This is a genomic window from Spirosoma oryzicola (genome assembly GCF_021233055.1).
Classification (GTDB): domain Bacteria; phylum Bacteroidota; class Bacteroidia; order Cytophagales; family Spirosomataceae; genus Spirosoma; species Spirosoma oryzicola.
In genome coordinates, this window is the sequence record NZ_CP089538.1 from 1,743,446 (window position 1) to 1,769,673 (window position 26,228).

The following is a 26,228-nucleotide window of genomic DNA, read 5'->3' on the forward strand; positions in this document are numbered from 1 at the left end:
TTAGATTCGGATAAAAAGTTTTCGGCGGTACATCCACCGGAGGATAAAGTAAAAGATGCCCAGCGTAACGGCACCCATGAGTAGCTGTTCGTAAGCAGGGCCAAAGATCTGAAATGGACCGTGCCCCAGATGCGTGTACAGCGAATTAATGATGAAGCGGTCGATTAGATGAACCAGACAGTAGATCGCAATGGAGTTCATGCCGACCACCACCAGCGGAAACGCCCAGCCCCGTCGCCCGGCTACATCGATAACGTAGTAAAAAAGAGCCAGCAGCCAGAAGCACCACCCACCACTGAACAGTACCCAGGCGGGTGTCCAGATCCGTTTGACCACCGGACAGATTCCGGCGAAATGGAGCAGAACGCCCGTTGCCAGACCGATACCTCCCGCCATCAGAAAACGTTTGAGAACGTCAGAGGACGATAACCCGGAACGGAGCCAGCGCCCCGCCTGTAGACCCAGCAGCATAGTGCCGAGCGTTGGGATAAAGCTAAGCGTTGCGTAGCCGCCACCGTTGAAGAGGAACGGACTTTCTCGCGGGAACAGGTTGAGAAACCACCGGTCGAATGCCCACGCCAGGTTACTGTTTTTGTTGAAATGCGCCATCAACCCCGTATAATGCTCTGGCCAGTTGGCCGGAACACCTACCGCACTATAATCGAAATTTGTCATGCCCGCGGGGTAGAGTACAAAGGCGAGCCAGTAGCCAAACAGAATCAGCCCAAAGGCGATCCAGGTCGTTCGGGTCGATGTTCGGCCCAACAGAAACAGGAAAGGGTAACCCAGCCCGATTTGCGTCAGCGTATCCTCAAAGGTGAAATAAGTCTGTTCCGAATGGGTCGAACGCAGAAAAATACCGAGCAAAATCAGGGTCAGCGACCGCCGGAGTGCGCGCCAGAATTGCGTGGTTGCGGGTTGGCCGTGCGCATTCTGACTGGCTACTGAATACGGTAACGCGACCCCCACCAAAAACGAAAACGACGGCTGGATAAGATCGTGCAGTGAACAGCCCGCCCAGGGTACATGATCCTGTTGGTAAGCCAGAAAGGCCCAGAAGGAACTTGTAGGAAACGTTTTGTGCAAGCCGTTGAAGTTCAACAGTTCGGCGGCCATCAGGGTCATAACGAAGCCTCGGTAGGCGTCCATGGACATCAGGCGGCCCGCCGGAAAACCGGAAGCGTGGGAATCGGAAGGAAGGGGCATGAAGAAGCGCGGAATCAAATACCAAAACTTGGGATTGCCATTCACATTCGCAAGAGGGGCAGGCAAAGATTTTTAAGAAAGGGTGGTATATTTCGGGCTAATGCGTCTCTTACTGTAAAAAATACTTAGCGAATGTCTGCCCGTGTGCTGAAAGTTCATCCTGCTGACAACGTCATAGTCGCGTTGCGCAATCTGTCGGCTGGTGAACGAATCGAGTTTGAAAATGACGTTTATGAGCTTCCTTACACTGTGGAAGCGAAGCATAAATTTGTGACCGAAGATCGGCAGCCCGGCGATCCGATTATCATGTACGGCGTACTGGTCGGTAAAGCGACGCAGCCCATCCGTAGGGGAGAATCCATTACAACGTTTAACCTGAAGCACGATGCCGACCGCTACGGTCTGGATAAAAAACAGCCTTATTCGTGGCACGCGCCCGACGTTACCGCCTGGGAGAACCGGACGTTTATGGGCTATCACCGGGCTGATGGGAGCGTAGGAACGCGCAATTACTGGCTGGTGGTGCCGCTGGTTTTCTGCGAGAACCGAAACGTATTGATTCTGAAAGATGCGTTTGAGCGTGAGCTTGGCTATGCGCAACCGGAAGCCTACCGCGATCAGGTGCACGAGCTACTGAGTCTCTACCGCGCGGGCGATATGAGCGTCATCAAGAAAATGCAGCCGTTCGTTGATGAATCGCAGAACAAGACCCTGCATCACACGAATCAGCAAACCGACCGACCGTTCAAAAATGTTGACGGCATCAAATTCCTCACGCACGAGATGGGGTGTGGTGGTACGCGACAGGATTCGGCGTATCTGGGCTCTCTACTAGCTGGTTTTATCAACAATCCAAACGTCGCCGGTGCTACGGTGCTGAGTCTGGGTTGCCAGCATTTGCAGGCTGATATGATCAGCGCCGAGATCAAGCGGCAAAATCCCAAGTCCGATAAGCCGGTGTTGTTGTTCGAGCAGCAGGCCGGAACGGAATATGCCTTGATGTCGCAGGCGGTTAAGGAGACATTCCTGGGCTTGGTCGAAATAAACAAGATCGAACGGAAACCCGCTCCGCTGAGTGCGTTGACCGTTGGGTTGAAATGTGGCGGATCGGATGGATTTTCGGGTATTTCGGCAAACCCGGCAATCGGTCATCTGTCGGATGTTATTGTCGCGCTGGGTGGTAAAACGGTACTGGCCGAATTCCCGGAACTGAACGGTGTGGAGCAGGAACTGATCAACCGTACCGACGACGAAGCCAAAGCGCAGAAGTTTATCAACTTGATGGGCGATTATTCGGCCCAGGCACAGGCGGTTGGCTCGGGCTTCGATATGAATCCTTCACCGGGAAACATTAAGGATGGATTGATTACCGATGCCATTAAATCGGCGGGTGCGGCCAAAAAAGGGGGAACAGCTCCCGTTGCCGATGTGCTGGATTATGCCGAGCCGATCACGACGCCCGGTCTGAATTTATTGTGCACGCCCGGCAACGACGTTGAAGCCACGACAGGTATGGCCGGTTCGGGGGCAACCGTCATCCTGTTTACGACCGGTTTAGGGACGCCGACAGGAAATCCGGTCTGTCCGGTTGTCAAGATATCGACCAATACCACGCTCAAAAATCGCATGCCGGATGTCATTGATTTCGATAGCGGTCCTATCGTAGATGGTGAGCAGGGTATCGAGCAAAATGCCGACGCGTTACTGGAATACATCATCCGACTGGCTTCGGGTGAGGAGATAACCCAGGCCGAACGACTCGGACAGGACGATTTTATTCCCTGGAAGCGGGGCGTGTCTTTATAATCAGCGCATCAGTGAACGCGTGAATGGGCGAAGTGCCATTCACGCGTTCATGCTTTTACTTCTTTACGTTTTATGTTTTCACTCAACAATAAAACCGCTCTGGTGACGGGTGGAGCCAGCGGGATTGGACTGGCGATTTCACAGGCATTTGCGGAAGCGGGTGCCACGGTTCATATTCTGGAAATCAACCAGGATCTGGCGAATCAGGTAGCCGATGACATCAAGGCGTCGGGCGGACGGGCCGAAGCGCATGCAATCGATGTGTCGAACCAAACGCAGGTCGTTGACCTAATCGGTCAGATTGCCGCGCAGGGACCAATTCATATTCTGGTCAATAACGCCGGAGTAGCCCACGTCGGTAAAGCGGATACCACGGACGAAGCGGATTTTGAACGCATCTTTCGGATCAACGTTAAAGGTGTTTATAACTGCCTGTACGCGACGATTCCCCATTTTAAAGCCAACGGGGGCGGGGTGATTCTAAATATGGCGTCGGTCGCGGCATCGGTTGGTATTGCGGATCGGTTCGCGTACTCGATGAGTAAAGGGGCTGTATTGACGATGACCTTGTCGGTAGCCAAAGATTATTTGAACGACAATATTCGGTGCAACTGCATTTCGCCCGCTCGCGTCCATACGCCGTTCGTAGACGGGTTCCTAGCGAAAAATTATCCGGGTCAGGAAGCCGAAATGTTCGAGAAACTGTCTAAAACGCAACCCATTGGCCGGATGGCCGAGCCGAAAGAAGTTGGCGCTCTGGCGTTGTACCTCTGCTCCGACGAAGCGGGCTTCATCACCGGCACGGATTACCCGCTGGATGGTGGATTCATCCGGCTAAACAATTAAAGCGAATTAGCAGAAAAACGAGGTGTCGGCAGGGCCACCCGCGTTCAAAATAGATAGTCGGCAGTGGTGTCGGCGGGGCCGCCCGCGCGGTTCTTAAAACCGACACATCACAGCAATAGTTGGTGTCGGTTTTAAGAACCGCGCGGGCGGCCCCGCCGACACCACTGCCCTCCGCGTTTTTCTGCTTATGTCGATTACTTACCAATCGATACCGTCTGCTCGGGTACGTTCCAGCCTTCTACCGACACAAGGGGTGAATTGGCTGTTGGGGTATAGTCGATGACCACTGTTTTCTTCTCGCCGGGAAGCACCGATACATAATTGTCGCTGTAAAAAACGGGTAGCAGTCGCTTCTTCGTCTGCGGATCAAGCAGCGACAAGCGGTTGAAAAAAGCAACCGGACTGCCCACCGGATTCGTTAGCGTTACTTCTAGTTTTCCAATTGAAACCAGTCGTGTGCTGATCTGCACCGGTGCTTTCGCCATCTGTTGCAAACCCGAATACGTACCATTGGCATCGGGAAGCCAGTACAGGTTTTCGCTGATCGGTTTTTTGTCTAAATCAAGTAGTTTGAGCGACAGAAACGCGCCTTTGTCTTTGGCTAGGGAACGTACTGTCCGGCCAATGGGCACGTAAGGGCGAACGAGCGTAGGACCAATCTCAGAAAACACCTGCGTCAACGTGCTGTCTTTTCCGGCCATATCGTACACCTTGATTACCATCATCATGTCGCGGTGGTAGCTGAACGTGTTGTTGGCCACCATGACCATGCTGTCTACCGGATTGAACATGATGTGAAGCGGCTCGCTACCGTTGTGCAGTCCGTAAAGACAGGCATTTTGGTCAAGGTAATAATCGTACATCTGACCGCGCAGGGCTGTCCACGGATTCTGCGTTTTCCAGATGATCGTTCCCGTATACCAGTCCCACATGTGCGCCGAAAAACCTTCCATTAGACCCCGGTATTGATCGTAATTCACGAGTTGCGCTTTTCGACCAAAGTCGCGGGCGTCGGTTGCCTCGCCGTAGGGCGCAATGGCTCCGTCGTAACCGATGTATTTGTGATAGTCCCACACCGAATCGACTTTCGCCCGCTTGCGGTCGGCGGAGTACTGCGGAGCGACTAGATTTTCTTTGGGAAGAAACCGCTCCAGCGACTCATAATCCCCGACACCCACCGAGCCAACTTCCGAGTTGAATGGCCAGGTGCGGTACTCCCAGAACTTCCGAACGGGTTGAATGCCGTAGGGCCCATCGCCGTTGCCGCCCAGGAAGTTGAAGGACATGTCATCGGAATTGGAATAGTCAACGAACCAGCGGGTGCCGTCGAGCCGGGGAAGTATCGAGTCGCGGAGGGGCGTCATAATATCCTGCGGCAGCGTAATTTCGTTGCCTCCGCACCACATCGCCAGCGACGCGTGGTTACGAATCATCTTAATCTGATCGATGGCCGAGGTCAGAAAAAGGGTGTGATCGTCCGGGTATTTTCGACGCGCCCATTGATCGTCTTTCTTCATCGGGTCAACCCATCGTCCGTTGCAGTCACCCGAACCCCAGAAATCCTGCATGACCAGCAAGCCGTATTTGTCGCACGACTGGTAAAATTCGGGACGTTCCGACAAGGCACCACCCCAAATACGAAGCAGGTTAAGGTTCATGTCGCGGTGAAACCGGATTTCGGCGTCGTAGCGTTCGGGTGAGAAGCGAAGCATGGCGTCGGAGATAATCCAGTTACCACCTTTGATAAACACTTTTTGTCCGTTCACCAGAATCTGGCGGCTCCGCGTCGTGCTGTTCCATTCCGTTTGTATTTCCCGGACGCCAACCAGCAACTTTTCTACATCCGATGTTGTACCGCTAGCCGTTTTGAACTGAATCGTCATTGGGTAAAGAGGCTGTTGTCCGTACCCGTGCGGCCACCACAGTTTAGGATTGGTCAGCGTTAAGGCTGGCAAATCAACGGTCACCGAACTGCGTGCGTTGACGCTTACCGACTTGGTTACAGTCCGTCCGTCCAGTGTGTACGTTAGCGTACCCGTTTGTTTGGTCGCTGTCGGGTTTTCCAGTTCGGCCGACACCCGAATGGTTGCCGGTTGCTGCGGCCCGTCGGGATGCCGTTTGCCCGGTACGAGCGTGACAACGTGTGGATTTTTGAGTTGTACCGCGCCTGTTTTTTCAACGATTACTTTATCCCAGATGCCGGTGTTGCGGTCGCGAATCGGCTGAATCCAGTCCCATCCGGCTACGTACTGATGCGCTACGTTGCGGGCAATGGTACCATCTCCGCCCTGTCCGCCGTTCGGATTACCAACCGGATCGGGTGGGTAAACGATAACAGCCAGCCGGTTCTTTCCTCCTTTTTGCAGAAAGGAGGTGATGTTGAACGTCTTTCGCAGAAACATGCCCGTATGAGGCTTATCGGTTAGTTTATGTCCGTTCAGAAATACGTCGCAGCTGTAATTGATACCCCGGAAGTTGAGCCAGACCTGTTCGCCCGCGTTTGCTTTTTCGGTAAATTCCTTGACAAACCAATACGTGTAGTAGTCGCGACCGGTCTGGTAAATGTCCGGGATGTGCTTGTTGTTCATGCCGTAAAACGGGTCGGCAATCTGCTTGTTCGCAAGCATCGTCGTCAACACCGTTCCGGGCACAATCGCCGGTTGCCAGTTCGTTAGTGAATAGGACAGATTCGAAATCGTTGTCCCGGCTTCTTTTACCTGCGCGATGGGGCGGCACTGCCAGCCAGCATTCAATTCGTAGCTGCTTTGGCCGTAAACGACGCAGCGTAAGAGGCACAGGAAGGCAATCAGTCGGTACGACAGTCGGTTCATAGGCGTAGTAGGATGGAATAGAGGATAAGCTAGTAAACGGATTTGGGGCGGTCCGTCGTGGCTACACCCCAGGTTGTGCTTGGTTTGTCGCTCATCTCAATGGTCAGATTACCGCCATTGACCAGCGTCTGGTGGAGCAGGTACGAGCGCGTGTACGGCTTGCCATCGAGCGTAATTCGCTTGATATACCGGTTTGCTTTGCCGTTGTTCACGACGTTGATATGGAACGTTTTACCATTCGCCAGACGCATCGTAACCTCATCGAAAACGGGGCTGCCGAAAACATACGCGCCGTTAGCCGGATTGACCGGATAAAAACCAAGTGCCGAAAAAACGTACCAGGCCGACATCTGACCAACGTCTTCGTTACCGCACAGACCGTCGGGCTTGGGCGCGTACAAGCTATCCAGGATGTAACGCACTTTGTCGGCGGTTTTCCAGGGCTGACCCACGTAAGCGTACAGGTAGGTGATGTGGTGGCTCGGTTCATTGCCGTGTGCGTACTGCCCGATCAGGCCGGTAATGTCGTTCGAAGCTTCGCCACCCATGTCGCCCTGAACCACAAACAGCGAATCAAGCTTTTGGGTAAAAGCTTTTTCGCCACCCAGCAACGTCATAAGCCCTTCCACGTCATGTGGAACTAACCAGGTGTATTGCCAGGCGTTCCCTTCGGCAAAATCGTCTTTCATGTGACGGGCTACCAGGGGGCTAAATGGTGTCCGGCGCTCGTTGTCAGAAATGCGTCCTCGCATAAAACGGGTTACCGGATCGAAGTAAAATTGGTAGGCTTTGGCCCGTTTGCTGAAATACGCGTAGTCGTCGGTTTTGCCGAGCTTTTTGGCGACTTGGGCAATGGCCCAATCATCGATGGCGTATTCCAGCCCCTGCGCCACACTTTCTACCAGGCTATCGCCCGGAATGTAGCCCTGTGCTTTCACGAACTTCAGACCGCGTTCGTCGCGCATGGCCGACGCTTTCATGGCCTCGAAGGCAAGGTTTGCGTCAAAGCCCGTGAAACCTTTCAGATACGCATCGGCAACGATTGGAATGGCGCTGTTGCCCGGCATCGTATTCGTTTCGTTACCAACCAGATGCCAGATCGGGAGTTTGCCCTGCTGCTGATAGATCGCCAGCATTGAGCCGACCATGTCGTTGACCCGTTTGGGTTGCAGTAGCGTAAACAGCGGATTAGCCGCCCGATAAGTGTCCCACAGCGAAAACGTCGTCAGGTTCGTGAAGGGCGCATTCTGGTGGAGCTTTTTGTCCGCGCCCACGTAATCGCCGTTGTGATCGTTGAAAATCGACGGAGCGATCATCGTGTGGTACAAGGCTGTGTAGAAGGTTTTCAGCCGGTCTTTGTCGGCGGTCTTAACGACTACTTTGCCCAATTCTTTGTTCCAGGCTGCGTCGGCGTCAGCGGCTACCTGATCGAAATTCCAGTGCGGCACTTCGGCCCGGATGTTAGCCAGTGCATTGTCGGGACTGACGGGCGAGATGCCTACTTTGATGGCTACTTTTTCACCAGCCTGCGTCGCAAAGCTGACAACACCTTTGGCGTGCTTGGCCGTAACGGTATTTCCTTCAACGGGCTTCTGATCGTCGTACAGGGCTACTTTCTGAATCGGTTTCGCAAAAACAATGGCGAAGTAAAGCCGTTGATCGCGTGCCCAACCCCGCGAATAGCGGTAGCCGACGAGCGTGGTGTCGTTCTTCTTTTCGAGGTGCGTTTCGGTCGGAATGTCGCCGATGCCTTCCTGCAAATCAATCACGATATGCGCGTCAGACGATTTTGGAAAGGTGTAGCGGTGAACACCAACGCGTTCCGTTGCTGTCAACTCCGCCTTGATGGAATAGCGTTTGAGGTTTACCGAATAATAACCGGGCCGTGCTGTTTCGTCGGCGTGGGCAAAGCGGGAAGCGTAACCACTCTGGCTGTCTTTCGACGTGCCTTTTGTAACCTTAACCGGACCCGTGGTGGGCATGATCAGTATGTCGCCGAGGTCGCCGATGCCCGTACCACTGAGGTGTGTGTGCGCAAAGCCAATGAGCAACGAATCCGAATAGTGATAGCCCGAACACCAGTCCCAGCCTTTCGACATCTGGCTGGGGCCAAGCTGCACGGCTCCGAACGGGACGTTGGCTCCCATAAACACGTGACCGTGAAAGCTAGTACCAATAAACGGATCGACGTATTGGGTAAGTTTGGTAGAAGAGGGGGCTGACTTTCTTGATTGAGCCGATACCAGGCCGGAGCCAGTCAGCAGCAGAAGGGTTACTAGAGGATAAAAGAACGTACGTTTCATTCCGAGATGAACGCGAAAAAGGGCGTCCCACCAAAGATAATACCCCCGGCTGGTTCAGCGAATCAACCGGGGGTATTCCTGCAAAATATGCTATTAATTGCCCGCTTTCAGCAATTTTAGCGTGCGTTCGGCTTGCTTCTCGTAACGAATACGTAGCAGATAAACACCCGGCGAAAGCTTTTCGCCAAACGTTATCGTTTGTCCAGCTTTGGCTGATCCGAGTTGCAGGTGTTCGTGTCCGGTCTGGTCAACGACGTTCATGGAATGAATATCTCGCTCGGCCACAAACGTAAAGTAATCGTGTGCCGGATTCGGAAATACAGGGTTGTCGGCTACCTCATCGGCACCCACGCGGGCTCCTGCCGGACAGACCGTAATGGTCTTGCAAAACGATTTGTACCAGGGCGCGGCCGAATAATTAACGCCGACGCAAACCTGACCACCCGAAAACCAGGGGCCGAAATTATACGTCGCCTTGCCCGCCTGCGTTGCGGTGATGCTCTGGCTGGAACCCGTAAACCACCACGAAAACTGCGTTGCGTTGGGTAGATTACGAGCGTTGACTTCATAAACCTTTACATCGTTGGGCCGGGCGCAGTCCGCACCGATCAGATCCGCTTCGGGACTTGGCGTTGTCGCGTTGTTTACCTGAATCGTTACGCTGGCGGAAGTCGTTGTAGCCCCCAGGTTGTCGGTGGCTTTGGCGGTCAGCGTATAGGTGCCCGCACTTACGTTATTCCAGGCGAATTGGTAGGGAGCGCTGGTAGTTTCGCCCAACTTGGTTGAGCCGTTGTAAAACTCGACCTTGGTGATGGTTCCATCCGCATCGCTGGCGTTTGCCGAAAGAGCCACGGTTGCCGGAGCCGTAAAGGTTGCGCTGTTGGCCGGAGTCGTCAGCGTCACGGTTGGCGACTGGTTAGCCGGTGCTTTTACGCTGATAGTGATAGCCGCTGAGGTGGCTACAGCCCCCGCGTTATCCGTCGCTTTAGCCGTTACACTGTACGTACCAGCACCAACCGCATTCCACGTAAACTGGTACGGAGCAGACGAGCTTTCGCCTAGTTTCGTTGTGCCGTTGTAGAACTCAACCTTGGTAATGCTTCCGTCCGCGTCACTGGCCGAAGCTGTCAGAACAACGTTAGCCGGAGCCGTGAACGTGGCGCTGTTGGCTGGTGACGTAAGCGATACCACCGGAGCCTGATTGGTCGGGGTAGGGTTACTAACCTGAATGTTGATTGTGCCCGAAGTAGTTGTTGCACCCGCATTGTCGGTGGCTTTGGCGGTCAGTGCGTAGTTGCCTGCACCAACGCTCGTCCAGGTAAAGCGGTAAGGAGCGCTGGTACTTTCACCCAATTTGGTCGAGCCGTTGTAAAACTCGACTTTGGCGACGGTTCCGTCGGTATCGCTGGCGGTAGCAGTCAGCGTAATAGATGCCGGAGCCGTGTAGGTCGTACCGTTGGTTGGCGAAGTTAGTGACACACTGGGCAATTGATTCGTTGGAGTTCCCGGACAAACGGTGACGGTTTTGCAATACTGGCTGTACCAGGGAGCTGCCGAATAGTTGATACCGACGCACACCTGACCACCCGTGAAACTGGGACCGAAATCGATGCTGGCTTTGCCCGCCTGCGCTGTCGTAATACTTTTCGTCGATCCGGTGCACCACCACGAAAATGTGGTTGCATTGGTCAGTTTGTTTGCATTGACCTCAAACAACTGAACGGTGTTGGGGTACACACAATTGGGTCCGATCAGATCGGCCGTTGGGTCGGAATCGCCCTGGTTGTAAACAAGCACCGTCACCGCGCCGGAAGTCGTTACGGCTCCCTGATTGTCCGTCGCTTTGGCCGTGAGTGTATAGGTTCCGGCGGTCATGCCCGTCCAGGTGAACGTGTAGGGGGCGGTGGCGTCTTCGCCTAGTTTGGTTGATCCGTTATAGAACTCAACTTTCGAAACGCTACCATCATTATCGGTAGCGTTGGCCGCAATCGAAATCGTTGCCGGGAGCGGAAAGGCCGTATTGTTGGTTGGTGACGTCAGGCTGACAATAGGTACCTGGTTGGGAGCCGGGGCCGCTGTAACCTGTACCACCGATGAAGTCAGGTTGCCGTTGCTGATCAGGGCTTTGGCCGTTAACGAGTATGTCCCCTGCGGAACGCTGACAATGGTCCACGAGTAAGGCGCCGTAGCGTCCGAGCCTAGCAGCATTGTGCCGTTGTAAAACTCCACAGCCGTTGCCGAAGCGTTATACACCGAAGCGTTGACAACCAGGTTGGAGCCGATGGTTACGGTCGTGTTGTTGGCTGGGCTGGTAATTGCTACCGATGGCGTCGCCGGCCCAAAATCATCGGCGGGGTTAAGGATACGATCTTTCACCCACGTACCCGACGGACTGGTGTTGTTCCACTGCTGGCCGTTGCAGGCTCCCGAGTTGAGAGCCGCCGATGACTCGCCCGCATCCGAGTAGGTCCAGTTACACCAGCTAATTTTCTGATTGCCCGGATTGTTACCCGCCATCAGATCGAGCCAGGCTTGTCCGTTGTTGAAATCCAGACTTCCGCCACCTGAATACGTGGATGTGCCCCACTCACTGAAAAAGACGGGTAGTTTGTTCGTAATGGACCGAACGTCGTTCTGAAAAAAATGCGAGGCTGCGTAAAAGTGAACCGTGTACAGCAGGTTAGGATAGCTTAGTTCATTACCGATTACATCCTGCGGTCGCTGGTCCCAGTTGGGTGTACCCACCAATACGACGGCGTTGGGGGCGTTTTTTCGAATAGCTGGAATGACCTGCTCCGCGTAGCTTTTGATCTGCGACCAGCTAACACCGTTCGGTTCGTTACAGATTTCGTAGATAACGTGTTTCTTCCCCGCGTTGCGCTGCGACATGATGGTAAAAAACTCAATGGCATCGGCGGTATGAACGTTTGGGTCGCCGGGGTTCAGAATGTGCCAGTCGATGATGCAATAGATGCCGCTTTGCTCGGCCCAGTCAACGATTTGATTGACTTTGGTACGCATTGCTTCTTTGCCGCTCAGGTAACCACCTTCGTCTACGTACATGGCAATGCGCAGCACGTCGGCTCCCCAATCCTTGGCTACGGCCTGCACCGAACTCTGGGTGTAACACTGAGGAAACCATTGCAACCCGTGCGTGCTCACCCCCCGAAGCTGAATGGCTTTTCCGGCCTCGTTGGTTAGTTGAGTGCCTACCACTTTAAGCTGCCCATTGGCCGCCAAAGGCGTTGGTGACTGGGCTACGGCCAACAAACTCGAAAGTAGGAGGCCGAAAATTAGAAACGTACAAATTTTCATAAAAAGAGAATAGTTAAGAACCAGGTGAATTTTATAGGCAATATACTACGGGTGTAAATAAAATGTGGCAAGTCGTGTATTTGCTTAAAGAAAAACACGGCTAATGGATTTCAAGGATTTACGGCAGAATGGTTAAACTTGCGGCTTAGTCTGCTTTTTCTGTCAACGTATCTTATTTCTGCATGAAACTATTCCGCTTCGGCCAGCCCGATCACGAGCATCCCGGCGTTTTGTTGCCCAACGGCCAGCACATTGACGTAACTCATTTTGGCGAAGATTTTGACGAGTCGTTTTTTGCCAGCAACGGCCCCGAACGACTGGCTCACTGGCTTGAGTCACACGCGCAGAACTGTCCCGAAGTGTCGTCCGATGAGCGCTTCGGTCCCTGCATCAAACGGCCATCCAAGATTGTTTGCGTGGGGCTGAACTACGCTAAACACGCTGCCGAAACGAACGCGCCGATCCCGGCTGAACCGATTTTGTTTTTCAAAGCAACGACCGCCCTGTGTGGGCCGAACGATAACGTGGTGATACCGAAGCGTTCCGAGAAAACAGACTGGGAAGTTGAGCTGGCTATTGTTATTGGTAAAAAAGCCAGTTATGTCGAGCTGGACGAGGCTATGGATTACATAGCGGGGTATGCCCTGCACAATGACTACAGCGAACGGGCGTGGCAGCTTGAACGCGGTGGGCAATGGGTCAAAGGCAAAAGTGCCGATACCTTCGCGCCCCTGGGACCGTACCTGGTGACGAAAGACGAAGTCGAAAACCCGAACGCGTTACGGCTGTGGCTCGACCTCAACGGAGAACATCTACAGGATTCCAATACGGATGACATGATTTTCAACGTACCGACGCTCGTTAGCTACATCAGCCAGTTTATGACGCTGTTGCCCGGTGATGTGATTTCGACCGGTACCCCCGCTGGTGTTGGTTTAGGACTGAATCCACAACGGTACCTGAAACCCGGCGACGTGGTCGAACTCGGTATCGAAGGGCTGGGCGAACAGAAACAAACAGCCATTGCTTTTGCCTAACTGTACCGTAGAGGACGGGTATGCGTGTCTGATCTTGCCCCAGGCTGGATACGCATACCCGTCTTTTCATAAACCAAAAGTCTGCTTATGACGATCGATGCGCATCAACATTTCTGGCATTACGACCCGGTTCGCGATAGTTGGATAACCGACGATATGACGGCCATCCGGCGCGATTTTTTACCCGCCGATTTGGAACCCGTTCTGGCCGAACACGGAATCGATGGCTGCGTAGCGGTCCAGGCATCGCAGTCCGAAGAAGAGACGCTGTTTCTGGTCAACATGGCGCAGAATTACGACATCGTCAAGGGCGTGGTGGGCTGGGTCGATTTGCAGTCACCAACCTTGAACGACCGGTTGGAAGCGTTCGCCACCTACAAAGAAATCAAAGGATTTCGGCACGTTGCCCAGGCGGAACCCGACGATTTTCTGGCAACGCCTGCGGTAATCCAGGGTATCCGGCAACTGGCCGCTTTTGATTTAACCTACGACATTCTTATTTATCCTACGCAGCTTAAGGCCGCGTTGCAACTGGTTCGCGCCGTTCCCGAAGTCAATTTCGTGATCGATCACCTCGCCAAGCCGTACGTCAAGAAACAAGAGATCACGCGCTGGTCGAATTTTATGACCGAGATCGCCAAGAACTCGAATGTTTCGTGTAAGCTGTCGGGGCTGGTAACCGAAGGCGACTGGCAAAACTGGAGCAAAAAAGATTTCTTCCCGTACCTGGATTTCGCCTTCGAGGCATTTGGCCCGGATCGGCTGCTGTATGGCTCCGACTGGCCGGTATGTCTGGTAGCGGCTAACTACACGCAGGTCAAAAACGTCATCGAAGACTATCTGCTTCCCTGGGGTGCGGACGTTCGGGCAAAGGTGATGGGGGAGAATGCGGTGAAATTTTACGGCTTAAGCTGACAACTAACGTCAACCATGAATTTACATTTGAATGATAAGATCATCCTCGTCACGGGCGGGGCAAAAGGGATCGGTGAAGGTATCTCAACGGTGCTGGCGGCTGAAGGAGCCATCCCGGTAATCATCGGTCGTAGCGAAGCCGACAATCTCAAAACCGTCGAGGCTATCCGGTCGGCGGGCGGTCAGGCGCACCAGTTTGCGGCTGAACTGACGAAGCCGGAAGACTGCCAGCGGGCGGTTGAGCAAACGTTGGCGCAGTTTGGTCGCATCGACGGACTGGTCAACAATGCCGGTGTGAACGACGGCGTGGGACTGGAAAGCGGTAACTATGAAGGATTCATTGCGTCGATCCACAAAAATCTGGTGCATTACTACCTGATGGCGCACCATGCGTTACCGGCTCTTAAAGCGTCGAAAGGGGCTATCGTAAATATCGGATCGAAGGTGGCCGAAACGGGGCAGGGAAACACCTCGGCTTACGCGGCTGCCAATGGTGGTCGGAACGCACTTACGCGCGAATGGGCCGTCGAACTGCTGCCCTACAGCATTCGCGTCAACTGCGTCATCGTAGCCGAAAGCTGGACACCCTTGTACGCGAGCTGGATACAAACGTTACCCGATCCCGAAGCGAAACTAAAGCAAATCGTTTCGAAAATCCCGCTTGAACAACGGATGACCACTACCGAAGAAATTGCCAATACCGTTGCATTCCTGTTGTCGGACAAATCCAGCCATACTACGGGCCAGTTGATCCACGTCGATGGCGGCTATACCCACCTCGACCGTTCGATCACGGATTAAGCATACCTACGTTTTAAAACCTCCTAAACCCAAAGTCAAGAATGGCTTTACCAACCCCTACGACTCCACTCAAAGTAAAAGACGGAACCAGCGGTAATTACGGCATTGCGTTTGCGCTCGTTACCAGCCTGTTCTTTCTGTGGGGCCTCGCCAACAGCCTTAACGGATCGCTGATTAAGCAGTTTCAGATCGCGCTGGACCTGAACCGTTTTCAGGCCGGCATTGTCGATTTCGCGTTTTACCTCGGTTACTTTTTTATGGCTTTGCCCGCCGGCTATGTCATGCGCAAATTCGGCTACAAACGGGGTATTCTGTTCGGGCTCTTGCTGTACGGTGGAGGAGCCTTCCTGTTCTACCCAGCCGCCGAAGTGCGGGTGTACGGCTTTTTCCTGCTGGCTCTGTTTACGATGGCCTGCGGTATTGCCTTTCTGGAAACGGCTGCCAACCTGTACGTTACGGTTCTCGGAGATCCGAAAAAAGCCGAATGGCGACTGAATTTTTCGCAGTCGTTCAACGGAATCAGTACGATTTTGGGGCCAGTTATCGGTGCGCTGTTTATCTTTTCCAAAACTGAGTACACCCCCGATATGCTAAAGGCTATGGCACCTGCGCAGGCCGAAGCGATTCGTGTCGAGGAAGCGCTTTCGGTGCAGGGACCGTACCTGGTCATTGGTACGATCATTGCCTTCGTAACGCTGTTGTTTGCGTTCACTAAAATGCCGGAGGTTGGTGCTGACGAAGAAAAGGCAGCTGGAAAAACGTCGATTTTTGGTGTATTGCGTCATCGTCATCTAGCGCTGGGCGTTATTGCACAGTTTGCCAACGTAGGGGCGCAGGCGACCTTGTGGGGTTATTTCGTAGATCTCAAACTCGACTTCTCGCGCGACGGACACTGGGCACTGGCGGAAGCGTATATGAACGCCATCAATTCGCTGACGGGCTCGCCAACGGATCTGTCGGCCACGCAGATCGCCGGTTTTCACGCATCGTTCGCATTAGTCCTGTTTATGCTGGGCCGGTTTGTGGGTACGTTCCTGATGGCTCGGGTTCGTCCAAATCTGGTCCTGGCGGGCTACGCATTAGGAGCGGTGGCTATGGTGATCATCGCGATGCTGGCCGGTGGGCTAACTGCCGTTATCGCCCTAAGCTTCACGTATTTCTTCCAGTCGATTCAATTCCCGACGATCTTTGCGCTGGCAACTAAAGGACTGGGCGCTGAATCAAAAATCGCGTCGTCGCTGGTTATTATGAGCATTGTGGGTGGCGCATTGATGCCCCTCGTAGCCGGCGCGTTATTCGTCAACGGAGCGGTGTACGCCTTGCTTGTACCGTTGGTTTGTTTCTCGTTCATCGTCTTTTTTGCCTTGAACGGGTACCGTCTGACCACCGACGATCTTCATAGTTCAACCATTCCCCCCGAAATTGCTCCCTAACCATGCGTTATTGTCTTGCTCTTGATCTCAAGGATGATCCAACCCTGATTGCTGAATACCAACAGTATCATCAGCGCATCTGGCCCGAAATTGAAGCCAGTATCCGAGAATCGGGTATTACTAATATGGAAATCTACCGGCTGGGCAACCGGCTGTTCATGATTATGGAAACGGATGAGACGTTCTCGTTCGAAGCCAAATCAGCCGCCGATGCCGCCAACCCGAAAGTCCAGGAATGGGAAACGCTTATGTGGAAGTACCAGCAGGCGCTACCTCTGGCTAAACCCGGCGAGAAATGGCTCCTTATGGACCGGATATTTGCGTTGTGAGGGTTTCAATAAAGAAGTGGTGAGCGTTCAATAAAGTCGCATAGATGGCTTTATTGAACGCTTTTTCTATTTCAAGAAAGAGCGCTAGTCGTTTGGTTCGATAAAACAGACCAGAGTTTTGCCTTATTGCTTCGTAAGCTTCACCTCCTGCAAACCCAAAGCTGATTCGCTGCTGTAGCCATACCAGCGTCTACTGCTGCTATTGTTTCCTTCTTTCTCTTCAAAGGTTGTGTGGAAGAAGCCGAGCTTTCTGAATAAAAGGGCATTTGTATCGGGAATGGGCGTATTGTAGGCACCAGCCGGATAAGACCATAGACTCATCCGTACTGGTGAACTGTCTACGTTAGAAAGCGTATTTTTTCCATCCACGGCAGTTGAAAGAGTTAGGTAAACCGGATAGGATTTGCCCCCGTAGTCCAGCTGACATACCAGCTCAGTTTTAAAGTCGTAGATATACTGAGGGCTTAACGCATGTTTAATCTGGGTCGGCGATGAAATGGTCAAGGTCGCCAGGTTACGCAAGACCGTGTCCTGGGTGATACCCAGTTCCACGAAATAAGGATTAAAACGCTTCCAGGCAATCGATGTTTCGTCAATAAGCCATTTCCCCGTCAGTTGCCCGGCTCTTTTGGTGAGCAGAGTCTGGCCTAGCTGTACGTTGTCAACAGGGGGAGTAAGTTCAGCTTCTTTCTTGCAGGCAGATAAACCGAAGACGGTACTGACCAAAACTATGAGCAAATGCTTTTTCATGTTTGTGACAGAGAGTAAGGACAAACTAACGAATAGACACCAAATTAACTAATCTTCGTTGCATAACGAACGCTTATGGATTTTGCGGTAGCCGTACATCTTAGAGAAGTCAACTTTACCGTCGAAACAATATTGCCAACGTATTTCTCTTCACAAACCATTCGCCAGGCTCGGATTTCGATTCGTGGGTTTCTGGTAGTTATGGCGCTGCTGCTCGAAAGTTGTTATGCAATAACGGTTGCCCAAAACAATCCAATAGCCCTGCAACACATCTATTTTAAAGATAAAGTTCTAGCCAACAATCTAGGCGGCTTTTGTAAAGAAGTTAAAGCGAAAGCGGTACGCCTACGCGTTACCCGGTGGGACGATGGCTTTTTATATCATCTGTCAAAAATTGAATTTGCCGATTCTATTGAAGATTGGCCGGCTACCCATTGGGGACAATGGCAGGATAAAATCGTGCTGTTTTATTCAGGGGCGGACTTGGACGGAATATGCACGATAACCGATACAGTACCCTACAAGAATCTAGTGTAATACAGCAAAACGATCTTACCGCAAATTCCACCGCCACCTCCCCGTAAATTTGATCCTAAGCACAAGCGAGTTTGGATCAAGTATGGAGCCCTGGACGGATTAGAATGGACGTTCAGGGTTATCAATGGTCGTGAGGTATTCTTTAGAAACAATCAGGGTTACGACTCTGAAGAAGACGTTCCCGACGTTTTGCCAAAGGTTCCAGATGGTGATCTGTAGTAATTCGAAAAGTATGCCCGCTAAAGTTTTTGTCATGCTGACCGGCCCGCCGGAGCGGAAGGAAGCATCTTCGGGGCAGGTAGTCCTTGTAGATGCTTCCTTCCGCTCCGGCGGGCCGGTCAGCATGACAGAACGCCAATGTTAAACATGCCATTTAATACATGCCAAAAGGTCCGTTGCGCAACGGACCTTTTTTGTTGACCGGCGATATGGCGTAGAACTGTATCTTTACGGTGGTTTCCTACTTAACTCCATCAGCTCATGAAGAATTGGCTCTACGGCCTGCTTGCCATTGCTTCCGTTTCGTTCGTTCGGGCACAAACGACGCCCGCAGCCAGCTATGTGCGGGAGAATTACCAGAAGTTTGAATACAAAATCCCGATGCGCGACGGGACAAAGCTGCACACTAACGTTTACGTTCCTAAAGACGCTTCACCGACGAACAAATACCCGTTCATGATGCAGCGGACGTGTTATAGCGTGGCTCCTTACGGCCCCGACACGTATCCAAATGCCGTTGGCCCGTCGGGTACGCTCATGCGTGACAAATACATTTTCGTCTACCAGGACGTGCGTGGGCGCTGGGCTTCGGAAGGGACCTGGACAAACATGACGCCGACCGTAACCGATCAACAACCTGCCACCGCCAGCAAGAAAAAAGGTAAAGCACCCGCCCGTCAGTCGGCGATGGCCGTCGATGAAAGCTCGGATACGTACGATACGGTGGAGTGGCTCCTCAAAAACGTACCGAACAACAACGGTCGTGCTGGACAGTGGGGCATTAGTTATCCCGGTTTTTATACCATTGCCGGAGCCGTTGGCGCTCACCCCGCGTTGAAAGCGTCGTCGCCCCAAGCCCCCGTATCGGACTTTTTCTTCGACGATTTTCACCACAACGGCGCATTCATTCAGGCGTATCTGTTTACCTTCCCGGTGTTTGGTGTTCAGCATCCGCAGCCTACTACGGAAGCCTGGTACAACAATCAGCTCATTAGTACCAAAAGCAAGGACGGTTTTCAGTGGCAGTACGATCTGGGTCCGCTGAAAAATGCTGACAAGTATTACAAGGATAATTTCTTCTGGCAGGAAACGGTCGAGCACCCGAATTACGACGAGTTCTGGCAGAAACGAAGCATCATTCCGCACCTGAAAAACATCAAACACGCGCTGATGACCGTTGGGGGCTGGTTCGATGCTGAGGATCTATACGGTCCGCTCACTATTTACAAGAACGTTGAAAAAAATAATCCCGGCACTTACAACACGCTCGTGATGGGACCGTTCGGCCACGGGCGCTGGTCGCGGGAAACGGGCCATACGCTCCACAGTAACGTTTATTTCGGCGATAGCATTGCGACGTTCTACCAGCGGAATATCGAAGCGAAATTCTTTAACCACTTCCTGAAAGGTCCCGGCGACGGAAAGACGGGCTTGCCTGAAGCGTATCTGTTCAACACGGGCCGGAATGAGTGGAAAACGTTCGATAAATGGCCTGCTGCCAGTGCACAAACCGTGCAGTTCTCGCTGACTAGCGACGGCCAATTAACGCAACAGGCTGGAAACGGGGGTAAGTTTTCAGAATTTATCAGCGATCCATTGAAGCCCGTTCCGTACACCGAAGACAACACGACCACGCAGGGCTTTACGCCGTTCAATTACATGTCGGAAGATCAGCGGTTTGCCAGCCGTCGACCGGATGTGCTGACTTTCCAGACCGATGTGTTGACCGACGATCTGACGCTGGGCGGTGAAATAATGGCTAAGTTAAAGGTGAGTACGACTGGTACCGATGCCGATTGGGTTGTAAAACTAATCGATGTGTACCCACCCGACGAACCAAACCATCCGTACATGCCGAACAAAAACATTACGCTGGGCAACTACCAGCAGATGGTTCGTTCGGAAGCCATGCGGGGACGGTTCCGTAACTCGTTTGAGAAGCCGGAGCCGTTTAAATCGGGCGAGGTAACCGACGTAAATTTCCGTTTGCAGGATGTACTGCATACCTTCAAGAAAGGCCACCGGGTTATGATCCAGGTGCAAAGTACGTGGTTCCCACTCATCGACCGGAACCCACAGAAGTACGTCGATAATATATTCAAAGCTAACGCCGAAGACTTCCAGAAAGCGACCCATCGGGTTTACGATAACTCGGTCATTGAAGTACAGGTGCTGAAATAATGGTTTTTCGACAGGATTTACATGATTGACAGGATTACTTACTGATCTCAATTTAATTAATGAAGTAGAACCTGTTTAGAGTATTCTCTGATTTAGTTTTGACAGGCTGACGAATTGAAATCAATAATCCTGTCAATCGTGTTAATCCTGTCAAAAGATTAATTGTCAGACTATGAAAGCCATCTGGAACGGTGAAACCATCGCAGAAAGCAACGATACCGTCGTTGTCGAAAATAACCACTATTTTCCGAAGGACTCGGTCAAGGCCGATTACTTAGTGGACAGTCAAACGCATACGACCTGTCCGTGGAAAGGATTAGCGTCGTATTACTCGCTGTCGGTCGATGGCAAAACGAACGCGGATGCCGCCTGGTATTATCCTGATCCGAAACCAGCCGCCAGTCAGATCAAAGACCGGGTAGCGTTCTGGAAAGGCGTTCAGGTGGTCGATTAACCATGATCGAGATTCAAAACCTGACCAAACAATTTGCGTCGCATACGGCCGTCGATAACGTTTCGTTGTCGGTCGGGCGTGGCGAAACGCTGGTTCTGCTGGGCACGAGCGGCTGCGGCAAAACCACCACGCTAAAAATGATTAACCGACTGATCGAGCCTACTACAGGCTCGATTCGCGTTGATGGGGTCGATGTCCGGCAGCAGAACGGTCCTGAACTGCGTCGACGCATTGGTTACGTCATTCAGGACGGCGGGTTATTTCCGCATTATACCGTTGCGGAGGCAATCGCTACCGTTCCAAAATTACTGACTTGGGAGGCATCCCAGATTGAGCAGCGAACCCACGAATTGCTGGAAAAACTGCAATTGCCCCAAAACCTGTTGGCGCGTTATCCAGCTGAATTGAGCGGAGGGCAGCGACAGCGCGTTGGACTGGCGCGGGCGTTGGCCGCTCGTCCGCCCGTGGTGCTTATGGACGAACCATTTGGCGCGCTGGACCCTTTCACGCGTCGTCACGTTCGTCGGGAACTGTTCGGATTGAACGAGTTAAAAGAAACAACGGTCGTGCTGGTGACGCATGACGTAGGGGAAGCCCTCGAACTAGCGGATCGCATCGTCCTGATGGACAAAGGCCGCATTGTCCAGATCGGACCGCCCGATGAACTAAGGCAGCAGCCCGCCAACGCGTTTGTCAAGGATTTTATGGATGTCTGATCACAGATGAAGGAAATGCCGCTTCCTGTTCGGCTAACGCCATCGCCGTATTCACGCAACAACTATGCTCGAATTTATACGTCAGAACGCCGATAAATTGCTGGAACAAGTCCTGACTCATGTCGGACTAACGTTTGTTTCGCTGCTGTTTGCCTTGTTGATCGGTGTGCCGTTGGGCATCGGTATTGCCCGCCGTCCCCGACTGGCGAGTGGTGTTTTGGGCGTAGCGGGCGTTTTGCAAACCGTACCGAGTGTCGCACTGCTAGGGTTTCTGATTCCGTTGATTGGTATCGGTGTCTGGCCCGCGCTGGTTGCCCTGTTCCTGTACGCGCTTTTACCCATCATCCGCAATACCTACGTGGGGATCACCGAAGTAAGTCCGTCGGTGAAGGAAGCCGCGAAGGGGGTGGGCATGACCGACCGGCAGGTGCTGACAAAGGTAGAATTTCCGTTGGCCCTGCCGGTTATCTTCGCGGGTGTCCGCACGGCAACGGTTATCAATGTTGGGGTGGCGACTCTGGCGGCTTATGTGGCAGCTGGCGGACTGGGTGAGTTTATTTTTAGCGGTATTGCGCTCAGTAACGTGAATATGATGCTGGCCGGAGCGATTCCCGCAGCACTGCTGGCCGTTGGCTTCGATCTTGCGTTGGCACGCCTACAGCGGTTGTCGGGGAAGCGTTTACGGGTCGGTGCCTTGACGTTCTTGTTGCTGGTGCCTTTTTTATCGGCGTTTTACCTGCTGCCGGGTCGGGAAGATAAGCTCGTTGCCGGGTTTGCCCATGAATTTTACGGTCGGGCCGATGGTTATCCCGGTCTGCAAAAAACGTACGGCTTACAGTTACGTCCTAGGCTCATCGATCAGAATTTGATGTACGAAGCCATCCGCCGGAAACAGGTGGACATCATCAGCGGCTACTCGACCGACGGGCGAATCAAAGCGTATGACCTGCTGGTACTGGCCGATAACCGTCACGCTTTCCCGCCCTACGATGCCGCGCCGATCGTCCGTCAGACGACGCTTAACCGCTATCCCGATCTTGGCCCAACGCTCAATTTACTGGCCGGAAAACTGACCGATTCAGTAATGACTGCCCTGAACTACCAGGTCGATTACGAAAAAAAAGCACCGGAAGCAGTAGCGCGTACCTTCCTGAACCAACTGGGTTTGTACAAAACGCCGACGCCGGGTGAGCGAACCGAGACGGTTGTGATGGGCTCGAAGGTGTTTACTGAACAGTACATTCTGGCCGAAGTGTACCGCCAGCTTATCGAAGGACAGACACAACTCCGTGTAGCCACGCGCACCGGCCTGGGAGGAACGCAAATTTGTTTTGACGCCCTGCGTACGGGTGCGATTGATTTCTATCCTGAATACACCGGAACGGGCTTACTGGTGATTCTGCAACCACCGGCTGACCAGTTAAAAACGCTTCCCATACAGTCGGACTCGGTATACCGATTTGTTCAGCAGCAATTTCTTGACAAGTACCAGCTCAGTTGGCTAAAACCGCTGGGATTCAACAATAGCTACTGCCTGATGATGCGTCGGGAACAGGCTCGCCAACTGGGTATTCAATCAATTGACGACTTAGTGGGTGTACTTACCAAACGACGATAGGGCAAACGATTCAATCAGTATAATTGCATGAGGTGGGTACTTTTGGCAAAAGTTGCCCGTAAATTACCTACTGTTCCGACTCAATGAACGCTTTTTACCGAACCTGTAAAGCCCAAAACTCCGTAGGCCATGCATCGATTATAATTCTTCTAACGGTTCTTCTGCTGGGGCTGAACGGATGCAAAACCAAAGAGATTGCGCCCGTTGAACCAGCCGAACAGCCCCTACCGCTCCCCGCTCCGAGTTGGCAACTTAATGGTGACATCACGCTTGAAAATAAATTTCTATTGGCCGCTCACGCTAATCAAAAGCGGCTGGTGGTTGCCTGTACAGAAGGGTTTTTCCAGTTGGATGCGGGCGATTCGTCTTTTGTGCGAGCGGGAGGATTTGGGCGGATGGTGCCGAGATTAGGAACTAGGGGAAGCGCGAACGTGGGTCTGTCGCTGTATCCGCCCATACTCAGTAATAACCTGTACGTGTCTGTACAAACGGATAAAAAAATAGTAGGGCTGTCGTACATCGGCAATACATTTCAGGAATCAGACTACTACAGTGATAGCGGAGCCGGTATTTATCCTGATCTGTTCGATCCTACAAAAAATCTGACGATTGCGGCTCAAGATTTCCGGTACAACCAACCCTTTGGCGCGTTCAACGAACAGGTAAACACATTACTGTTACATTCCTCACAAGGGGTACTCCTGGTGTCCCGCAAAGACACATCAAAAGTTTTCTCGCTGCTCAAGCCGACCGGAAGCAATTACCAGGAAATGATGAACAACAACTATCGACTGATTCCGATCGCGCTACCCTTAACGGGCACGTACAAAACGTCCGTACGAACTTCTATCGCTGTAGGCGACCACTTTATAGCGACGCCCGGCGAAAGCCTGTTATTCAATGACGTATATCTGTACGCTATTTACCCGGATGGAACGGTTAAAAAAGTGCCTACCCCATCGATTGTCCCCAGTACGTACTTTTTCTACAAAGGCAAACTATACGGCTACCAGCAGTATGATGGCTTACTGGTTCGCTCAACAGACGGAGGGTTTACCTGGCAAAAACTGATCAAAATAAGCTTTAGCAGTAACGTCAATTTTGCGGAGATCGATGGTCGCCTGATTGCGTACGGGCAAAGTCAGGTACTCTTGCTGGACGACGGAACCGAAACGTTTTCGACTTACCACTCAGAAACAAACAAATTCGACCAACTGATCAATACCGGCCTGGCTGGCAACAAGATAACGGGTCTTGCCAGTCTTGGCAAGATGGTTTACGCCACAACATTGAGTGGTTTATATCAGATCAAACTGGCCGATTTTTTCACGAAACAGCCCGCATCGGATTAAGTCGTCCTTGTGTAGCACGGTTTACTTCTTGCTGATGTATCGGTTTCCTTTCACGTAGTACCGGTACGGTAAATCAGCCCCGTATGTGATACCAATCCGTGTGGTCGTTACCATGTCGAAATCGTGCAGGACCGGACCGCGAATAAATAAACTGCTGGTTGTCAGCGAGGCAAAATTGTCTTTCTGCCGGTTGATGCCCATTGAAATCGTCAGTTTACCCGGACCGTTACAAAGATTGCGCTGACCGTCGGCGGTAGTCGGGTCAATGGTGTTGTTGCGGTAGCGCTCAAAGCCCGTTTTGAAGGCTTCGTTGCGTCGAATGCCCATCAGGTCGATTCCTTCCGTTGGCTCCAGCGCGCGGACCAGTACGGCTTCGCCAATACTTTCCGGTCCGGTTACGATGTTGATGCAGTTGTGGTGGTTATAGATCTGATAAACGTACAGCGTTCCGGCGGGGCCGAACATAGCGGCATTGCGGGTCGTTTGCCGACGGTAGGCGTGGCAGGCCGGGTCGCCGGTGATGTAGCCTTCGGTTTCGACAATGATGCCAGCAGTTGTCCCTTCCGGGCTTTCGTGAACCAGCTCGCAGCCAAGCAGCAGCTGGGCCAGTGTCAGCGTATCATGCGATTGGTAAAAATCAAGCGGAAGCTTTTGCATGGCTGCTTAGATCACATTCATGGTCTGCTCCTTGATTTTTTCCAGCTCGTCTTTCATCTGGACCACGAACCGCTGAATAGCCGCATCGTTGGCTTTGGAACCGATGGTATTGATCTCGCGACCAATTTCCTGCGAAATGAAGTTTAGCTTCTTGCCGTTGGCTTCTTCGCTCGACAAGACTTCCAGAAAATACGCCAAATGACTTTTCAAGCGAACCTTCTCTTCCGAAATGTCAAACTTTTCGACGTAGTAAACCAGCTCCTGTTCGAAACGATTCTGATCGAAGGTTTCGCTATCAAGCAGTTCCTTGACCGAGTTACGCATCCGCTCCCGAACCGCCGGAATCCGCCGAACGTCCTGCTGTTCAACATCGGCCAGCCGGTCCGTAATGGTTTGAATATACTCCTGAAATTTGCTTTCCAGAACGGCTCCGTCCTGCCGACGAAACTCGTCGCACCGGCGAATGGCTTCTTGTACCGCAGCTTGGATGGTTGCCCAATCGGATGCATCGGAGGTGGGGTCCACTGATTCGGTTTGGTACGCATTCGGTTGTTGGAGAGCAAGTTGCAAAACGTCGCTGTCCGAAACGCTCATGAGCATACCATTGGCCGTTTCTTTCAGATCAGCGACATAAGCGCCGACCAGCGGCCGATTGATCGTCACGCCGGGTTTTACGGCGTTGGTACGGGTCAGATTAATCGATAACTCAACTTTACCTCGCTCCAACTGCTGCGTGAGTAACGCCCGCAACTCGATTTCTTTGTCGGAAAACTGCCGGGGAATGCGGCAATAGATGTCCAAAAATTTAGAATTGAGCGTTTTTACTTCGGCCGTTACAGACAGGCTACCAGCCTCTACTGTTGCGTTGCCAAAGCCGGTCATGGATTTAAGCATTTGTGAATTGGTTAAAGTTTTTGGTACG

21 protein-coding genes are annotated in these 26,228 nt (G+C 52.5%); 13 read left to right on the forward strand and 8 right to left on the reverse strand.

Going from position 1 to position 26,228, the window contains the following annotated elements; translation table 11 throughout:
- Positions 1 to 1,149, reverse strand: coding sequence for an acyltransferase family protein (locus tag LQ777_RS07090; protein ID WP_232562811.1), 1,149 nt, complete (start codon positions 1,147 to 1,149; stop codon positions 1 to 3).
- A 189-nt stretch (positions 1,150 to 1,338) separates the two neighbouring features.
- Between LQ777_RS07090 and LQ777_RS07095 the strand changes: the two genes are divergently transcribed.
- Together LQ777_RS07095 and LQ777_RS07100 are read left to right on the forward strand one after the other, a co-directional pair.
- On the forward strand, positions 1,339 to 3,012 hold the full coding sequence (locus LQ777_RS07095; protein ID WP_232561823.1) for a UxaA family hydrolase: 1,674 nt from the start codon (positions 1,339 to 1,341) through the stop codon (positions 3,010 to 3,012).
- 72 nt (positions 3,013 to 3,084) lie between these two features.
- Positions 3,085 to 3,858, forward strand: coding sequence for an SDR family NAD(P)-dependent oxidoreductase (locus tag LQ777_RS07100; protein ID WP_232561824.1), 774 nt, complete (start codon positions 3,085 to 3,087; stop codon positions 3,856 to 3,858).
- A gap of 194 nt (positions 3,859 to 4,052) precedes the next feature.
- On the opposite strand, the gene LQ777_RS07105 is transcribed toward LQ777_RS07100, so the two are convergent.
- The 3 genes from LQ777_RS07105 to LQ777_RS07115 form a co-directional block, all read right to left on the reverse strand.
- Positions 4,053 to 6,689 carry a glycoside hydrolase family 2 protein gene (locus tag LQ777_RS07105; RefSeq protein ID WP_232561825.1) on the reverse strand — a complete coding sequence of 879 codons (2,637 nt, stop codon included), beginning with the start codon at positions 6,687 to 6,689 and terminating at the stop codon, positions 4,053 to 4,055.
- A gap of 29 nt (positions 6,690 to 6,718) precedes the next feature.
- Positions 6,719 to 8,992: a GH92 family glycosyl hydrolase gene (locus LQ777_RS07110; protein WP_232561826.1), complete on the reverse strand. Its 2,274-nt coding sequence runs from the start codon at positions 8,990 to 8,992 to the stop codon at positions 6,719 to 6,721.
- Between the two features lie 93 nt (positions 8,993 to 9,085).
- Positions 9,086 to 12,307 carry an Ig-like domain-containing protein gene (locus LQ777_RS07115; RefSeq protein WP_232561827.1) on the reverse strand — a complete coding sequence of 1,074 codons (3,222 nt, stop codon included), beginning with the start codon at positions 12,305 to 12,307 and terminating at the stop codon, positions 9,086 to 9,088.
- Between the two features lie 182 nt (positions 12,308 to 12,489).
- Here LQ777_RS07115 and LQ777_RS07120 point away from each other — a divergent pair, with 182 nt between their 5' ends.
- The 5 genes from LQ777_RS07120 (at position 12,490) to LQ777_RS07140 (ending at position 16,822) form a co-directional block, all read left to right on the forward strand.
- Positions 12,490 to 13,344, forward strand: a complete 855-nt coding sequence (locus tag LQ777_RS07120) for a fumarylacetoacetate hydrolase family protein (protein WP_232561828.1) — start codon at positions 12,490 to 12,492, stop codon at positions 13,342 to 13,344.
- Between the two features lie 87 nt (positions 13,345 to 13,431).
- Positions 13,432 to 14,259, forward strand: coding sequence for an amidohydrolase family protein (locus LQ777_RS07125; RefSeq protein WP_232561829.1), 828 nt, complete (start codon positions 13,432 to 13,434; stop codon positions 14,257 to 14,259).
- A gap of 15 nt (positions 14,260 to 14,274) precedes the next feature.
- The gene (locus tag LQ777_RS07130) at positions 14,275 to 15,060 is read left to right on the forward strand and encodes an L-fucose dehydrogenase (RefSeq protein ID WP_232561830.1); all 786 of its coding nucleotides are present in this window, start codon (positions 14,275 to 14,277) and stop codon (positions 15,058 to 15,060) included.
- 41 nt (positions 15,061 to 15,101) lie between these two features.
- A complete protein-coding gene (fucP, locus tag LQ777_RS07135; RefSeq protein ID WP_232561831.1) occupies positions 15,102 to 16,493 on the forward strand; it encodes an L-fucose:H+ symporter permease in 1,392 nt (463 codons plus the stop codon).
- Between the two features lie 2 nt (positions 16,494 to 16,495).
- The gene (locus LQ777_RS07140; RefSeq protein WP_232561832.1) at positions 16,496 to 16,822 is read left to right on the forward strand and encodes an L-rhamnose mutarotase; all 327 of its coding nucleotides are present in this window, start codon (positions 16,496 to 16,498) and stop codon (positions 16,820 to 16,822) included.
- A 123-nt stretch (positions 16,823 to 16,945) separates the two neighbouring features.
- Here LQ777_RS07140 and LQ777_RS07145 read toward each other — a convergent pair whose 3' ends face one another.
- Complete coding sequence (locus LQ777_RS07145; RefSeq protein WP_232561833.1) at positions 16,946 to 17,572, reverse strand: hypothetical protein; 627 nt, start codon at positions 17,570 to 17,572, stop codon at positions 16,946 to 16,948.
- A gap of 75 nt (positions 17,573 to 17,647) precedes the next feature.
- On the opposite strand from LQ777_RS07145, the gene LQ777_RS07150 reads away from it, so the two are divergent.
- Positions 17,648 to 18,109, forward strand: coding sequence for a hypothetical protein (locus LQ777_RS07150; protein ID WP_232561834.1), 462 nt, complete (start codon positions 17,648 to 17,650; stop codon positions 18,107 to 18,109).
- Positions 18,110 to 18,208: 99 nt separating this feature from the next.
- Here LQ777_RS07150 and LQ777_RS07155 read toward each other — a convergent pair whose 3' ends face one another.
- Positions 18,209 to 18,364: a hypothetical protein gene (locus tag LQ777_RS07155; RefSeq protein ID WP_232561835.1), complete on the reverse strand. Its 156-nt coding sequence runs from the start codon at positions 18,362 to 18,364 to the stop codon at positions 18,209 to 18,211.
- Positions 18,365 to 18,589: 225 nt separating this feature from the next.
- On the opposite strand from LQ777_RS07155, the gene LQ777_RS07160 reads away from it, so the two are divergent.
- From LQ777_RS07160 to LQ777_RS07180, 5 genes are all read left to right on the forward strand, one after another.
- Positions 18,590 to 20,509 carry a CocE/NonD family hydrolase gene (locus LQ777_RS07160; protein ID WP_232561836.1) on the forward strand — a complete coding sequence of 640 codons (1,920 nt, stop codon included), beginning with the start codon at positions 18,590 to 18,592 and terminating at the stop codon, positions 20,507 to 20,509.
- A 172-nt stretch (positions 20,510 to 20,681) separates the two neighbouring features.
- Entirely contained in the window at positions 20,682 to 20,963 is a 282-nt protein-coding gene (locus LQ777_RS07165) for a DUF427 domain-containing protein (RefSeq protein WP_232561837.1), read from the forward strand.
- A 2-nt stretch (positions 20,964 to 20,965) separates the two neighbouring features.
- Positions 20,966 to 21,679: an ABC transporter ATP-binding protein gene (locus LQ777_RS07170; protein WP_232561838.1), complete on the forward strand. Its 714-nt coding sequence runs from the start codon at positions 20,966 to 20,968 to the stop codon at positions 21,677 to 21,679.
- 64 nt (positions 21,680 to 21,743) lie between these two features.
- Positions 21,744 to 23,297 carry an ABC transporter permease/substrate-binding protein gene (locus LQ777_RS07175; RefSeq protein WP_232561839.1) on the forward strand — a complete coding sequence of 518 codons (1,554 nt, stop codon included), beginning with the start codon at positions 21,744 to 21,746 and terminating at the stop codon, positions 23,295 to 23,297.
- A gap of 83 nt (positions 23,298 to 23,380) precedes the next feature.
- Positions 23,381 to 24,649, forward strand: coding sequence for a hypothetical protein (locus tag LQ777_RS07180; RefSeq protein ID WP_232561840.1), 1,269 nt, complete (start codon positions 23,381 to 23,383; stop codon positions 24,647 to 24,649).
- A gap of 21 nt (positions 24,650 to 24,670) precedes the next feature.
- Here LQ777_RS07180 and LQ777_RS07185 read toward each other — a convergent pair whose 3' ends face one another.
- Together LQ777_RS07185 and LQ777_RS07190 are read right to left on the reverse strand one after the other, a co-directional pair.
- Positions 24,671 to 25,306, reverse strand: coding sequence for a DNA-3-methyladenine glycosylase (locus LQ777_RS07185; RefSeq protein ID WP_232561841.1), 636 nt, complete (start codon positions 25,304 to 25,306; stop codon positions 24,671 to 24,673).
- 6 nt (positions 25,307 to 25,312) lie between these two features.
- Positions 25,313 to 26,200: a YicC/YloC family endoribonuclease gene (locus LQ777_RS07190; RefSeq protein WP_232561842.1), complete on the reverse strand. Its 888-nt coding sequence runs from the start codon at positions 26,198 to 26,200 to the stop codon at positions 25,313 to 25,315.
- Positions 26,201 to 26,228: the final 28 nt, after the last annotated feature.

Excerpts from the sequence above, each read along its gene's own strand:
- LQ777_RS07090 (WP_232562811.1), bottom strand. The coding sequence starts at position 1,149 with ATGGACGCCTACCGAGGCTTCGTTATGACCCTGATGGCCGCCGAACTG.
- LQ777_RS07095 (WP_232561823.1), top strand. The coding sequence starts at position 1,339 with ATGTCTGCCCGTGTGCTGAAAGTTCATCCTGCTGACAACGTCATAGTC.
- LQ777_RS07100 (WP_232561824.1), top strand. The coding sequence starts at position 3,085 with ATGTTTTCACTCAACAATAAAACCGCTCTGGTGACGGGTGGAGCCAGC.
- LQ777_RS07105 (WP_232561825.1), bottom strand. The coding sequence starts at position 6,689 with ATGAACCGACTGTCGTACCGACTGATTGCCTTCCTGTGCCTCTTACGC.
- LQ777_RS07110 (WP_232561826.1), bottom strand. The coding sequence starts at position 8,992 with ATGAAACGTACGTTCTTTTATCCTCTAGTAACCCTTCTGCTGCTGACT.
- LQ777_RS07115 (WP_232561827.1), bottom strand. The coding sequence starts at position 12,307 with ATGAAAATTTGTACGTTTCTAATTTTCGGCCTCCTACTTTCGAGTTTG.
- LQ777_RS07120 (WP_232561828.1), top strand. The coding sequence starts at position 12,490 with ATGAAACTATTCCGCTTCGGCCAGCCCGATCACGAGCATCCCGGCGTT.
- LQ777_RS07125 (WP_232561829.1), top strand. The coding sequence starts at position 13,432 with ATGACGATCGATGCGCATCAACATTTCTGGCATTACGACCCGGTTCGC.
- LQ777_RS07130 (WP_232561830.1), top strand. The coding sequence starts at position 14,275 with ATGAATTTACATTTGAATGATAAGATCATCCTCGTCACGGGCGGGGCA.
- fucP (WP_232561831.1), top strand. The coding sequence starts at position 15,102 with ATGGCTTTACCAACCCCTACGACTCCACTCAAAGTAAAAGACGGAACC.
- LQ777_RS07140 (WP_232561832.1), top strand. The coding sequence starts at position 16,496 with ATGCGTTATTGTCTTGCTCTTGATCTCAAGGATGATCCAACCCTGATT.
- LQ777_RS07145 (WP_232561833.1), bottom strand. The coding sequence starts at position 17,572 with ATGAAAAAGCATTTGCTCATAGTTTTGGTCAGTACCGTCTTCGGTTTA.
- LQ777_RS07150 (WP_232561834.1), top strand. The coding sequence starts at position 17,648 with ATGGATTTTGCGGTAGCCGTACATCTTAGAGAAGTCAACTTTACCGTC.
- LQ777_RS07155 (WP_232561835.1), bottom strand. The coding sequence starts at position 18,364 with ATGACAAAAACTTTAGCGGGCATACTTTTCGAATTACTACAGATCACC.
- LQ777_RS07160 (WP_232561836.1), top strand. The coding sequence starts at position 18,590 with ATGAAGAATTGGCTCTACGGCCTGCTTGCCATTGCTTCCGTTTCGTTC.
- LQ777_RS07165 (WP_232561837.1), top strand. The coding sequence starts at position 20,682 with ATGAAAGCCATCTGGAACGGTGAAACCATCGCAGAAAGCAACGATACC.
- LQ777_RS07170 (WP_232561838.1), top strand. The coding sequence starts at position 20,966 with ATGATCGAGATTCAAAACCTGACCAAACAATTTGCGTCGCATACGGCC.
- LQ777_RS07175 (WP_232561839.1), top strand. The coding sequence starts at position 21,744 with ATGCTCGAATTTATACGTCAGAACGCCGATAAATTGCTGGAACAAGTC.
- LQ777_RS07180 (WP_232561840.1), top strand. The coding sequence starts at position 23,381 with ATGAACGCTTTTTACCGAACCTGTAAAGCCCAAAACTCCGTAGGCCAT.
- LQ777_RS07185 (WP_232561841.1), bottom strand. The coding sequence starts at position 25,306 with ATGCAAAAGCTTCCGCTTGATTTTTACCAATCGCATGATACGCTGACA.
- LQ777_RS07190 (WP_232561842.1), bottom strand. The coding sequence starts at position 26,200 with ATGCTTAAATCCATGACCGGCTTTGGCAACGCAACAGTAGAGGCTGGT.